We start from the raw sequence: 12066 nt of genomic DNA, 5'->3' as shown, positions 1-12066 counted from the left end.
GCGCCGCCGTGGACTTCGGAGTTGTCCTGCAGGCCGACCCGCCCGCATCCGCTGTCGTCTCCCTGATGCGCCGCGCCGAGCGCAACGGCTTCCGTTACGGCTGGACCTTCGACTCGGTGGTGCTGTGGCAGGAGCCGTTCGTCATCTACAGCCGCATCCTGGAACACACCGAGCGTCTGATCGTCGGCCCCATGGTCACCAACCCCTCCACCCGTGCCCCGGAGGTCACGGCCTCGACCTTCGCCACGCTCAACGAGATGTACGGCAACCGCACCGTCTGCGGCATCGGGCGTGGCGACTCCGCGATGCGAGTGGCCGGCCGGCCGCCGAACACCCTCGCCCGGCTGGGCGAGGCGATCGGCGTCATCCGCGATCTGGCCGAGGGCCGGGAGGCGGAGGTGGGCGGGCACCGGATCCGGATCCCCTGGATCAAGGACGGCAAACTCCCGGTCTGGATGGGCGCCTACGGCCCCAAGGCCCTGGCCATGACCGGCGAGCTGGCGGACGGCTTCATCCTCCAGCTCGCCGACCCCTTCCTCACCGAATGGATGATCAAAGCGGTCCGCAAGGCCGCGGTGGACGCCGGACGCGACCCGGCCGACGTCACGATCTGCGTGGCCGCGCCCGCCTACGTCGGCGACGACCTCGCGCACGCCCGCGAGCAGTGCCGCTGGTTCGGCGGGATGGTCGGCAACCACGTCGCCGATCTCGTCAGCCGCTACGGCGAGCACTCCGGCATGGTGCCCGACGAACTGACCGACTACATCAAGGCCCGCGCGGGCTACGACTACTCCCACCACGGCAGGGCGGGCAACCCGGACACCGCATTCGTCCCGGACGCGATCATCGACCGCTTCTGTCTGCTGGGGCCGCCCGAGGCGCACATCGACAAGCTGCGACAGCTCAAGGAACTGGGCGTGGACCAGTTCGCGGTCTACGCCATGCACGACGCCAAGGAATCCACCCTCGACGCCTACGGAGAGCGGATCATTCCCGCACTCGCCGACTGAACAGGCGCTGGTACGGGGGGAGTTACGGCCCCGCGTCGCGGCGACCGGGGGAACCCGGGGCACCGCGCGCCGGCCGCCGCGCCCCGGCGGCCGGCGACCCGTGTCCGGACGAAAGGTCTCCGCATGACCGCCACCTCGCCACCCGTGCCGCCGGACGTTCCCGAGCCGCCCGCGGACCGCCGTACCGCCGACGGGCGCGTGGAGCCGGCCCCCGGCGCGATCGAGTCGCACGGCCGGTACGTCAACGCCGACCTGCGTCCGGTCCCCCTGGCCGAACGCCGCTGGACCACCTACAACTTCGCCGCGCTCTGGGTCGGCATGGCCCACAACATCCCGTCCTGGACGCTCGCCTCCGGCCTCGTCGCACTCGGCATGGACTGGAAACAGGCCGTGTTCACCATCGCGCTGGCCAATGTCGTCGTCCTCGGGCCGATGCTGCTCACCGGCCACGCCGGGCCGAAGTACGGCATACCCTTCCCCGTTCTGGCCCGCGCCTCCTTCGGACTGCGCGGCGCCAACCTCCCGGCACTGATCCGGGCGGCGGTCGCCTGCTGCTGGTTCGGCATCCAGACGTGGATCGGCGGCCAGGGCATCTACATCCTGCTCGGCAAGATAACCGGCGGAAGCTGGGCCGACGCGGCGGTCATCGGTGGTTATCCGTGGACGCTGTGGCTCTGCTTCCTCGCCTTCTGGGCCCTCGAACTCGCCATCATCCACCGGGGGATGGAGACACTCCGGCGCTTCGAGAACTGGGCGGCGCCCTTCGTCCTCATCGGCGCCGTGGTGCTGCTGATCTGGATGGCCGGCAAGGCCGGCGGCCTCGGCCCGCTCCTCGACCAGCCCGGCACCCTCGGCTGGGACGCCGACTTCTGGCCGGTCTTCTTCCCCTCCCTGATGGGCATGATCGGCTTCTGGGCCACGCTCTCCCTCAACATCCCGGACTTCACCCGCTTCGGCGCCGGGCAGCGGGCCCAGATCTGGGGCCAGACGCTCGGCCTGCCCACCACCATGACCGCGTTCGCGCTGCTGTCGGTCTTCGTCACCTCCGGCTCGCAGGCCGTCTACGCCGCCCCGATCTGGGACCCGGTCGCCCTGGCCGGCAAGACGGACAACGTCTTCGGCCTGGTCTTCGCGCTGGTGACCGTCCTCATCGCGACCATCTCGGTGAACATCGCGGCCAACGTCGTCTCACCCGCCTACGACCTCGCCCATCTCGCCCCCCGGTTCCTCACCTTCCGCCGGGGCGCCCTGATCACGGGCGTCGTCGGCGTCCTCATCCTCCCGTGGAAGCTCACCGCCACCCCCGAGCTGTACATCTTCCTGTGGCTCGGCGTGGTCGGCGGTCTGCTCGGCGCCGTCGCCGGCATCCTCATCGCCGACTACTGGATCGTCCGCCGCACCCTGCTCGACCTCGCGGACCTCTACCGGCCCGACGGCCGCTACTGGTACGCGCGCGGCTGGAACTGGCGGGCGGTGGCCGCCTTCGGCACCGGCGGCCTGCTCGCCGTCGGAGGCTCCTACTCCCAGCCGGGAAAGGGGCCCTTCCCCGCCGACGGCCTCATTCCCGCCCTCAAGCCGCTCGCCGACTATGGCTGGGCCGTGGGGCTGACCACCTCGCTGCTCCTCTACACGCTGCTGATGCTGCCCACGGCGCGCGCCCACCGCAGGGCGGCCGCGGAGGCCGCCGCGCCGCACTGAGCACGCCCGGCGCGCACGCGGGAGCAGCCGGGCTCCGGCCGGGCACGCCGCGTCAGGCGAGGTCCGCGAGCAGTCCCGGCAGTGCGCTGCCGATCGGCTCGCGGATCACCTCGTCGGCGAGTTCGTCGTACGGCGTCGGCTCGGCGTTGATGATGACGAGCCGGGCGCCGTGCTCGGCCGCCACCCCGGCGAGGGAGGCCGCGGGCTGCACCTGGAGCGTCGTGCCGACCGCCAGGAAGACCTCGGCAGCCTTCGCCACGCCCAGCGCCGTGCCCAGCACCTGCGGGTCGAGCCGCTCACCGAACATCACCGTCGCCGACTTCAGGATGCCGCCGCACACCAGGCACGCGGGGTCGGGATCGCCCGCCGCCACCCGAGCCAGCGCCTCCTCCATCGAGGACCGGGCATGGCAGCGGGTGCAGGTCACGGCGCGGATGGTGCCGTGCAGCTCCAGGACCTTGCGCGGGGGCACTCCGGCGAGCTGGTGCAGCCCGTCGACGTTCTGGGTGATGACGCGCACCGGCGTACCGGACCGCTCCAACCGGGCTACGGCCTCATGGGCGGCGTTCGGCCGCGCCCGGAACGCCGGGCTGTCCTGCCGCATCCGCCAGGAGCGGCGGCGGATCTCCGGATCGGCCATGTACGAGTCGTAGGTGACGAGCTTCTCCGCCTCCGGGTCGCGCCGCCACACCCCGTTCGGGCCGCGGTAGTCGGGGATCCCGGAGTCGGTGGAGATACCCGCTCCGCTCATGATCGCCACCAGCGGGCGGTGGGACGGCTGCGGGGGCGACGGCTGGTCGGGAGTCGGGTCGGTGCCGGTCATGCCGCGAGCGTACGCAGCCGGTGGGGCTGTCGTCCTGTCGCTTTTCCTCACTGCTCGGTGCCGGCATCGGCGACTCGTAGCGGTGCATACGATCCGGCCGGCCGGGGAGACCCTCCCCACGAGCACCACCGCCCACAGTGACTGCCGGATTCGCAGTGACTGTCCGCCCCGCCCCGCCCGCACGGAACGACCCGCCCGCACCGAACGAGGAGCCCCGTGTTCACCACTCGCCCCACCCTCCAAGGCACCTTCGGGATGGCCTCCACCACGCACTGGCTGGCGTCGCAGTCCGCGATGGCCATCCTGGAGGACGGCGGCAACGCCTACGACGCGGCGGTCGCGGCGGGTTTCGTGCTGCACGTGGTGGAGCCGCACCTGAACGGGCCGGCGGGCGAGGTACCGATCATCCTGGCGCCCGCGGACGGACCGGTGCGGGTGCTGTGCGGCCAGGGCCCGGCCCCGGCCGGGGCGAGCGTGGCGCACTACACGGCGCTCGGCCTGGACCTCGTCCCCGGCACCGGGCCGCTCGCCGCCGCCGTGCCCGGCGCCTTCGACGCCTGGATGCTGCTGCTGCGCGACCACGGCACCAAGACCCTCGCCGAGGTGCTGCGGTACGCGATCGGCTACGCCGAGCACGGACACCCCGCCGTCGAACGCATCGGTGAGACCGTCGAGACGGTCCGCGAGCTCTTCGAGACCGAGTGGACCACCTCCGCGGAGATCTACCTCCCGGGCGGCAGGTCCGTCGCCCCCGGCGGCCTGCTGAGGAACCGGCCGATGGCCGCTACCTGGCGCCGGCTGATCGCCGAGGCCGAGGCGGCGTCGGCCGGCCGTGGGGCGCAGATCGACGCCGCCCGCCGGGTATGGCGTGAGGGCTTCATCGGCGAGGCCCTCGCCGACTTCGCCGCCCGGCCGGCCAAGGACACCTCGGGGGAACGCCACGCGGGCACCCTCTCCGGCGACGACCTGGCCGCCTTCTCCGCCACCTACGAGGAGCCCGTCACCCAGGACTGGAACGGCTGGACCGTGGCCAAGGCCGGCGGCTGGTCCCAGGGCCCGGCCTTCCTCCAGCAACTCGCCCTGCTGCCTGATGAGTTGCCCGCCTACGGCACCCCCGAGTACGTCCATCTCCTCATCGAGGGCACCAAGCTCGCGATGGCCGACCGCGAGGCCTGGTACGGCGATGCCGACGAGGTGCCGCTGGACACGCTGCTCAGTGCCGACTACAACGCCGCCCGCCGGGCCCTGATCGGCGAGCGCGCCTCGTACGCGCTGCGGCCCGGCAGCCCCGACGGCCGTACCCCGCGGCTGAGCAAGCACGCGCTGGCGGTCGCGGCGGGCGAGGGCGCGTGCGACGCGACGGGAGTCTCCGGCAGCGGTGCGGGGGAGCCGACGGTCGCCCGCGGCGTGCCCTCCGAGGTCGCCCCCGAGATCGACCGGAACGGCGCCACGCGGGGTGACACCTGCCACATCGACATCGTGGACCGCTGGGGCAACCTCGTCTCCGCGACGCCCTCCGGCGGCTGGCTCCAGTCCAACCCGGTGATTCCGGCCCTCGGCTTCCCGCTCGGCACCCGGTTGCAGATGGCCTGGCTGGAGGACGGGCTGCCGAACTCCCTCACCCCTGGGCGCCGCCCCCGCACCACCCTCACCCCCTCCCTCGCACTGCGTGACGGGATCCCGGTCATGGCCTTCGGTACGCCCGGCGGCGACCAGCAGGACCAGTGGCAGGTGCACTTCCTCCTCGCCGCCGTACTCCGCCCGGCGGTCCGCGGTGGCCTCGACCTGCAGGGCGCCATCGACGCCCCGAACTGGCACAACGACTCCTTCCCCGGTTCCTTCTTCCCCCGCGCCATGCGGCCAGGCAGCGTCACCGTGGAGTCCCGGATCGGCACGCCGGTCATCGAGGAGCTGCGCCGGCGTGGTCACCACGTCACGGTCGGTGACGCCTGGTCGGAAGGGCGGCTGTGCGCCGTGCTGAGGGACCCGGAGACGGGCGTGCTCTCCGCGGCGGCGAATCCGCGGGGGATGCAGGGGTACGCGGTGGGGCGCTGAACCGGCGGAGGAGCGGAGAGGCGGAGAGGGGGCCGCTCCGGGGCGGGGCGGCGGGGCGGCTCCCCGCCGCCCCGCCCGGCGGCCCCGGGAGCCGGGCGGCGCGGGGCCGTGCCTCTCGCGGCATCGGGAGTTCACCTGCCGTCCAGCCCTCGTGTCAGTGGGGCGTGGTTCGATGGATACATGATCGATGCACTTCGTACCCAACCCTCGGGAGATACCGCGAATACCACCGATGTGGCCGCCGTCACCCCGACCGCCACCACTCCCGCCGTTCCCCGGTCCGCCGCCCCCGACCTGTCGGCGCTCGATTTCGCCGCCGTGGAGACCGCGATCCGCCGGGCCGCGGCCGACGAGATCATGCCGCGTTTCCGGCGGCTCGCCGCCGACGACATCATCGAGAAGAACGGCCCGCACGACCTCGTCACGAGCGCCGACCGGCTGGCGGAGGAGCACCTCACCGCCGCGCTGACCGCCCTGCTCCCCGGTTCCCTCGTCGTCGGCGAGGAGTCGGTGCACGCCGACCCGACCGTTCTGCGGGCGCTGCACGGCGACGCCCCGGTCTGGATCGTCGACCCGGTCGACGGCACCCGCCAGTTCGTCCACGGCGACCCCGGCTTCGCGACGCTTGTCGCGCTCGCCCACCGCGGCGAGGTGCTGGCCTCGTGGACGTACGCCCCCGCACTGGAGTTGATGGCCGTCGCCCGCCTCGGCGCCGGCGCCGAGCTGAACGGCGTCCCGCTGCGCACCGGCAGCGCCGCCTCCGGCGCGGTCCTCGATGTGGCCATCTCCCACTACGACTTCACCGACGACGACCAGAAGCGGGTGCTCGCCGCCCTGGACACCGGCGGCATCGCCCCGCGCCCCTGCGGCTCGGCGGGCCTGGAGTATCTGCACGTCGCCCGCGGCGAGATCGACGCCACCGCGTTCAGCTGGGAGAACTGCTGGGACCACGCCGCCGGGCTGCTCCTGGTGCACGAGGCGGGCGGCGCGAGCGGCACCGTTGCCGGGGAGCCGTTCCGCATCGAGGGCGACAACGCGCTGCCCTTCACCGCGGCGCGGGACGCGGAGACGGCGCGGCGTATCCTCGGACTGCTGGCAGCCGCCAACTGACCCTCGACGGCGAGGGCCGGACGTGAGGGGAGTGGCGCAGGTGCCGAGGATGCTCGATGCCGTGGTGATCGGGGCGGGACCCAACGGTCTGACGGCGGCCGTCGAACTGGCTCGCCGGGGCATGTCCGTCGAAGTCTTCGAGGCCCGCGACACCATCGGCGGCGGAGCCCGCACCGAGGAGCTGACCCTCCCCGGTTTCCGCCACGACCCCTGCTCGGCCGTGCACCCGCTCGGCCTGGGCTCGCCCGCCTTCGCCACCATGCCGCTGGAGCGGTTCGGCCTGGAGTGGCTCCAGCCCGACCTCCCGATGGCCCATCCCTTCCCGGACGGCACGGCCGCCATACTGAGCCGCTCCGTGGGCGAGACCGCGATGTCCTTCGGCCCGCGCGACGCCGGGACGTACCGCAGGCTCGTCGCGCCGTTCATCGGCAAGTGGGACGCCATGGCGCGCGACTTCCTCCGCACCCAGTGGCTCGGCCTCCCCGGCGACCCGCTGACCTACGCCCGCTTCGGGCTCTCCGCGATCCAGCCGGTCACCCTCCTCAACCGCCGCTTCCATGACGAGAAGGCGCGCGCGCTCCTGGCCGGCCTCGCGGCGCACTCCATGGCGTCGCTCGGCGGCCTCGGTACCTCCGGCATCGCCCTGATGTTCGCGCTCGCCGCGCACTCCCACGGCTGGCCGATTCCGCGCGGCGGATCCCAGGCCATCTCCGACGCCCTCGCCGGCCTGCTGCGCGCCCACGGCGGAGCGGTGCACACCGACTTCGAGGTCAAGCGTCTCGACGATCTGCCGCCGGCCCGCGCCTATGTCTTCGACACCTCACCGACCGCCCTCGCCAGGATCGCCGGCCTGGGCAACGCCTACCGCGACGTGCGGTACGGCCCCAGCGTCTTCAAGGTCGACTACGCGCTGTCGGGCCCCGTGCCGTGGGCGGCGAAGGAGGCCCACCGGGCCGGCACCGTCCACATCGGCCCCACCAGCGGGGAGATCGGCGCCGCGCTGGACGCCGCAGCCCAGGGCCGGGACCCGTCCGTGCCGTTCCTGATCACCGCCCAGCCCAGCCTGATCGACGCCACCCGCGCCCCCGAGGGCAAGCACACCTTCTGGGCGTACGGGCATGTGCCCAACGGCTGGGAAGGCGACGCCACGGCCGTGGTCGAGCGGCAGATCGAGCGCTTCGCCCCCGGCTTCCGCGACCTCGTCCTGGCCCGCGCGGTCGCCGGGCCGCCCCAACTCGCCTCCCGCAACGCCAATTACGTCGGCGGCGACACCGCCACCGGCTCCGCGGCCGGCCTGCGCCTGCTCGTTCGGCCCAAGCTGACCCGGGTCCCCTACGAGACCGCCCACCCCGCCGTGTTCCTCTGCTCCCAGGCCGCCCCGCCCGGCCCCGGTGTCCACGGCATGTCAGGGCACCACGCCGCCAAGGCGGTGTGGCGCCGCCTGCGCGCGACAAACCGGTAGGGAGAGCGCCCCCGGGGCGTCGGCCCGGCCCACTCGTCGCCGCTTCAGGGCACTCGCCCGCTACCGGCCAACGCGCGGCGGCCGACCGCCCTGAGGCGCGCCGGACATTGCCTAGGATCGGCACCATGAGCGCCTCCGACTCCGGTCATGACTCCGCCGTCACCCTCACCCTTGTCCAGGGCGACATCACCGAACAGACCGTGGACGCCGTGGTCAACGCCGCCAACTCCTCCCTCCTGGGCGGCGGGGGAGTGGACGGCGCGATCCACCGCCACGGCGGCCCCGAGATCCTCGCCGCCTGCCGTGCCCTGCGCGCCTCCCATTACGGCCGTGGCCTGGCCACCGGCGCGGCCGTCGCCACCACCGCGGGCCGGCTCCCGGCCCGCTGGGTGATCCACACCGTCGGCCCGGTGTACGCGGAGTCCGAGGACCGCAGCGACCTGCTGGCCTCCTGCTACCGCGAGTCCCTACGGGTCGCCGACAAGCTGAGCGCCCGCACCGTCGCCTTCCCCGCCATCTCCGCCGGCATCTACGGCTGGCCTCTGGAGGACGCCGCCCGGATCGCGGTGGAAACGGTGCGGGACACCAACACGGCGGTGGAAGAGGTGCGCTTCGTCCTCTTCGACGAGCGTGCGTATGCGGCCTTCACCGCGCAGGTGCACTGACGCCAGGCGCTGCCCCGCGCCGGCCCGGTCCGCGGCGGGCCGGATCCAAGGGAGGGCGCCCGGCGCGGTTCCGTGGCCCGAGGGGTGGGCAGAGGTGACGCAGAAGATCCGCAACGGGCCGACGATCCGCAACGGCAGGAGAGCGACATGTCCGAACAGCACTGGAGCGCGGAAACCAGCGAGTTGCTCGACGACGCGAAGGAACTGGCGGCCAAGATCACGGACCCCGGTGCGAAGGCGGCGGCGTTGACGCAGATCGCCCAGGCGCTCCACCAGCGGGAGGTCCTGCGCGAGCTGACGGGTATTCGAGCCCAGCTGGAGACCATCAGCAGCAACCTGGGGGACCGCGCGGGCCGGTGACGGGGCGTAGGTAAAGCCCCCGCCCCGCCCCGCCCCGCCCCGCTCCGCATCCGTCAGCCGGCCGCCCGCAGCGCGTAGGCGCGGACGTCCGCGTCCGGGTCGGACGCCATCCCCGCGAGAGCCTCGCGGACGCCCGCCCGGCCGGCGTGGGCCGCCAGCGCGCGTACGGCCGCCTTGCGTACGTCGGCGTGCCGGTCGTCCAGGGCCGACAGCAGTGCGGGGACGGCCGGTCCGGCGGCGGCCGACAGGGCGGTGGCCGCACCCGTGCGGACCTGCCAGGCCGTATCGCCGATCGCGGTGACCGCCGCCGCGTCGAAGGGCGGCGGGCAGCCGGTGGTCGCCAGTGCGGTGAGGGCCGCCGCCCGTACGAGGATGTCGCTGTCGTTCACCAGGTCCTTCAGCCCCTCCGGCCCGCCCACGGTGCCCAGGCCGTGGGCCACGGCCACCCGTACCTCGCGTGCGGGGTCCGTGGCGGCGCGGGCCAGGGCGTCGGCCGCGTCGACGGAGACCAGGGCGCGCACGGCCTGGACGCGCACCTCCACGGCGGGGTCGTCGAGCGCGGCCGTGAAGAGGGCCGCGTCGCCGAGGCGCAGGGCGCGCAGCACTTCCAGGGCCGCCGAGCTGACGCGCGGGTCGTCCCGGCGGAGCGCGGCGGCGAGCGGTTCGCGCAGTGCGGGCTCCGCCGGCAGCACCTCCACGAGTTCCCGCAGTGACGCGGCGGCGGTGGCGCGGACAGCCGGGTCGGCGTCGGCGAGCAGTGCGGCGAGCGCCGGTCCTGTGCCGTCCGGGAGGCTCTCGGTGAGTGTGTCGACGGCGGCGCGGCGGACCGCAGGGTCGGCGTCGTCGAGGTAGGTGCGCAGCGCCGCGAGACCGGGCTGCTCCTCGGTGAGGGCGAGCAGCTCCAGGATGCGAGGAGAGCGGCCGGGGACGTTCGCGGCCCCGCTGTCCCGGCCTGCGCCGATCGAGAGGTCCGCGTCTCCGCCCGGTGCCCCGGTGCCGGAATCGCCCGAGGTCTGCCCACCGGACCCCACTGGGGGGACGTCACGGCGGCCGGCCGTGGCGACCTGTTCGGGGTGGACCTCGCCGATGAAGCGGGCGGCGCCGCCCACCGGTGTGTACTCCTCGACCGGGACGAGGTAGGGATCGACCGGCCGGGCGGTGAACTCCATCGCTCCCGACGCCGACTTGCGCAGGTCCAGGTGGTGCAGCCAGTCGGTGTCGTCGCTTTGCGGGTGGTCGGTGCGCTCGTGGTAGAGGCCCCAGCGGGACTCGGTGCGGGCCAGGGAGGACCGGGCGGCCATCTCGGCGCAGTCGCGGATGAAGCTGACCTCGGCGCACCGCATCAGCTCGTGCGGCGTGCGGGCGCCCATGCCGTCGATGTCGTCCCGCATCCGCTCGAAGTGCTCGACGGCGAGCGAGAGCCGGGCGCCGCTCTTGGGAGGCGCGACGTAGTCGTTGACGAAGCGGCGGAGCTTGTATTCGACCTGCGGCTGCGGCGGGCCTTCGGGGTGGCGCAGCGGACGGTAGATCAGCTCGTGGGCGTCGCGCAGCTGGGTGGCGGGCAACTCGCCTTCGTACGGCGTGCACCGGGCCGCGTCGGCACCCGCCAGGTCACCGAAGACGAAGGCGCCGATCATGTAGTTGTGCGGCACGCAGGCCAGGTCGCCGGCCGCGTACAGGCCGGGCACGGTGGTGCGGGCGTGCTCGTCGACACGCACGCCGGAGGCCGAGTGCCCGCCGCACAGCCCGATCTCGGAGATGTGCATCTCGATGTCGTGGGTGCGGTAGTCGTGCCCCCGCCCGGCGTGGAAGGTGCCGCGGGTGGGGCGTTCGGTGGTGTGCAGGATCCCTTCGAGGGCCGCGACGGACTCCTCCGGGAGGTGGCTGAGCTTGAGGTAGACCGGGCCGCGTTCGGAGGCGACCTCGGCGGCGAACTCGGCCATCATCCGGCCCGACCAGTAGTCGGAGTCGACGAACCGCTCGCCGTGCCGGTTGACCTGGTAGCCGCCGAAGGGGTTGGCGACATAGGCGCAGGCCGGGCCGTTGTAGTCCTTGATCAGCGGGTTGATCTGGAAGCACTCGATACCGGTGAGTTCGGCTCCCGCGTGGTAGGCCATGGCGTAGCCGTCGCCGGCGTTCGTGGGGTTCTCGTAGGTGCCGTAGAGGTATCCGCTGGCGGGCAGGCCGAGCCGTCCGCAGGCGCCGGTCGCGAGGATCACCCCGCCCGCGCGGACGGTGACGAACTGCCCGGTGCGGGTGTTGAACCCCGCCGCGCCCACCGCCCGGCCGCCGGCGGTCAGCACCCGCACCGGCATGACGCGGTTCTCGATGCGGATCCGCTCGCGCATCTCGCGGCGGCGCAGCTGCCGGTAGAGGACCTTCTTGACGTCCTTGCCCTCGGGCATGGGCAGGACGTACGAGCCGGAGCGGTGCACCTGGCGCACCGCGTACTCGCCGTGCTCGTCCTTCTCGAACTTCACGCCGTACGACTCCAGTCGCTGGACCATCGCGAAGCCGCGGGTCGCGGTCTGGCGGACGGTGGACTGGTCGACGATGCCGTCGTTGGCGCGGGTGATCTCCGCGACGTAGTCGTCGGGCTCGGCGCGGCCGGGGATGACCGCGTTGTTGACGCCGTCCATGCCCATGGCCAGCGCGCCGGAGTGGCGGACGTGCGCCTTCTCCAACAGCAGGACGGACGCGCCGTGTTCGGCGGCGGTGAGGGCCGCCATGGTGCCGGCGGTGCCGCCGCCGATGACGAGGACGTCACAGGACAGTTCCTCGGCGCTTTCGAGGGCGGGGATCTCCATGGCGGTGCCTTTCAGTTGCCGTGTCACGCCGGTCGGGGGAGTGACGAGCCGGCCCGTTGACGGGCGCGGGAGCCGG

At 73.4% G+C, this 12066-nt stretch carries 9 protein-coding genes; 7 read left to right on the top strand and 2 right to left on the bottom strand.

Annotated elements, in window-relative coordinates:
* Window positions 1-8: 8 nt before the first annotated feature.
* Both ACH4FH_RS09290 and ACH4FH_RS09285 read left to right on the top strand, forming a co-directional pair.
* Window positions 9-1010, top strand: a complete 1002-nt coding sequence (locus ACH4FH_RS09290) for a TIGR03842 family LLM class F420-dependent oxidoreductase (protein WP_398555133.1) — start codon at window positions 9-11, stop codon at window positions 1008-1010.
* 123 nt (window positions 1011-1133) lie between these two features.
* A complete protein-coding gene (locus tag ACH4FH_RS09285) occupies window positions 1134-2708 on the top strand; it encodes an NCS1 family nucleobase:cation symporter-1 (protein ID WP_398555132.1) in 1575 nt (524 codons plus the stop codon).
* Window positions 2709-2760: 52 nt separating this feature from the next.
* Here ACH4FH_RS09285 and ACH4FH_RS09280 read toward each other — a convergent pair whose 3' ends face one another.
* Complete coding sequence (locus tag ACH4FH_RS09280; RefSeq protein ID WP_398555131.1) at window positions 2761-3531, bottom strand: SIR2 family NAD-dependent protein deacylase; 771 nt, start codon at window positions 3529-3531, stop codon at window positions 2761-2763.
* Between the two features lie 216 nt (window positions 3532-3747).
* Between ACH4FH_RS09280 and ACH4FH_RS09275 the strand changes: the two genes are divergently transcribed.
* The 5 genes from ACH4FH_RS09275 (at window position 3748) to ACH4FH_RS09255 (ending at window position 9183) form a co-directional block, all read left to right on the top strand.
* Window positions 3748-5586, top strand: a complete 1839-nt coding sequence (locus ACH4FH_RS09275; protein ID WP_398555130.1) for a gamma-glutamyltransferase family protein — start codon at window positions 3748-3750, stop codon at window positions 5584-5586.
* A gap of 180 nt (window positions 5587-5766) precedes the next feature.
* Window positions 5767-6696 (top strand): inositol monophosphatase family protein, encoded by a 930-nt coding sequence (locus ACH4FH_RS09270; RefSeq protein WP_398555129.1) that lies wholly within the window; start codon window positions 5767-5769, stop codon window positions 6694-6696.
* 49 nt (window positions 6697-6745) lie between these two features.
* Window positions 6746-8158 carry a phytoene desaturase family protein gene (locus ACH4FH_RS09265; RefSeq protein WP_398555128.1) on the top strand — a complete coding sequence of 471 codons (1413 nt, stop codon included), beginning with the start codon at window positions 6746-6748 and terminating at the stop codon, window positions 8156-8158.
* A gap of 125 nt (window positions 8159-8283) precedes the next feature.
* Window positions 8284-8823 (top strand): O-acetyl-ADP-ribose deacetylase, encoded by a 540-nt coding sequence (locus tag ACH4FH_RS09260; RefSeq protein WP_398555127.1) that lies wholly within the window; start codon window positions 8284-8286, stop codon window positions 8821-8823.
* 147 nt (window positions 8824-8970) lie between these two features.
* Window positions 8971-9183 carry a hypothetical protein gene (locus tag ACH4FH_RS09255; RefSeq protein ID WP_398555126.1) on the top strand — a complete coding sequence of 71 codons (213 nt, stop codon included), beginning with the start codon at window positions 8971-8973 and terminating at the stop codon, window positions 9181-9183.
* A gap of 53 nt (window positions 9184-9236) precedes the next feature.
* Here ACH4FH_RS09255 and ACH4FH_RS09250 read toward each other — a convergent pair whose 3' ends face one another.
* Window positions 9237-11990: a fumarate reductase/succinate dehydrogenase flavoprotein subunit gene (locus tag ACH4FH_RS09250; protein WP_398555125.1), complete on the bottom strand. Its 2754-nt coding sequence runs from the start codon at window positions 11988-11990 to the stop codon at window positions 9237-9239.
* Window positions 11991-12066: the final 76 nt, after the last annotated feature.

The sequence above is a fragment of the Streptomyces sp. NPDC017993 genome, from assembly GCF_044328065.1.
Lineage (GTDB): Bacteria > Actinomycetota > Actinomycetes > Streptomycetales > Streptomycetaceae > Streptomyces.
Note: the sequence above shows the minus strand (reverse complement) of the source record. Positions and strands in the feature narration are given on the sequence as shown.

Bases quoted from the DNA above. Each gene is read 5' to 3' on its own strand.
- ACH4FH_RS09285 (WP_398555132.1), top strand. From the start codon at position 1,134: ATGACCGCCACCTCGCCACCCGTGCCGCCGGACGTTCCCGAGCCGCCC.
- ACH4FH_RS09280 (WP_398555131.1), bottom strand. From the start codon at position 3,531: ATGACCGGCACCGACCCGACTCCCGACCAGCCGTCGCCCCCGCAGCCG.
- ACH4FH_RS09270 (WP_398555129.1), top strand. From the start codon at position 5,767: ATGATCGATGCACTTCGTACCCAACCCTCGGGAGATACCGCGAATACC.
- ACH4FH_RS09265 (WP_398555128.1), top strand. From the start codon at position 6,746: ATGCTCGATGCCGTGGTGATCGGGGCGGGACCCAACGGTCTGACGGCG.
- ACH4FH_RS09260 (WP_398555127.1), top strand. From the start codon at position 8,284: ATGAGCGCCTCCGACTCCGGTCATGACTCCGCCGTCACCCTCACCCTT.
- ACH4FH_RS09255 (WP_398555126.1), top strand. From the start codon at position 8,971: ATGTCCGAACAGCACTGGAGCGCGGAAACCAGCGAGTTGCTCGACGAC.
- ACH4FH_RS09250 (WP_398555125.1), bottom strand. From the start codon at position 11,990: ATGGAGATCCCCGCCCTCGAAAGCGCCGAGGAACTGTCCTGTGACGTC.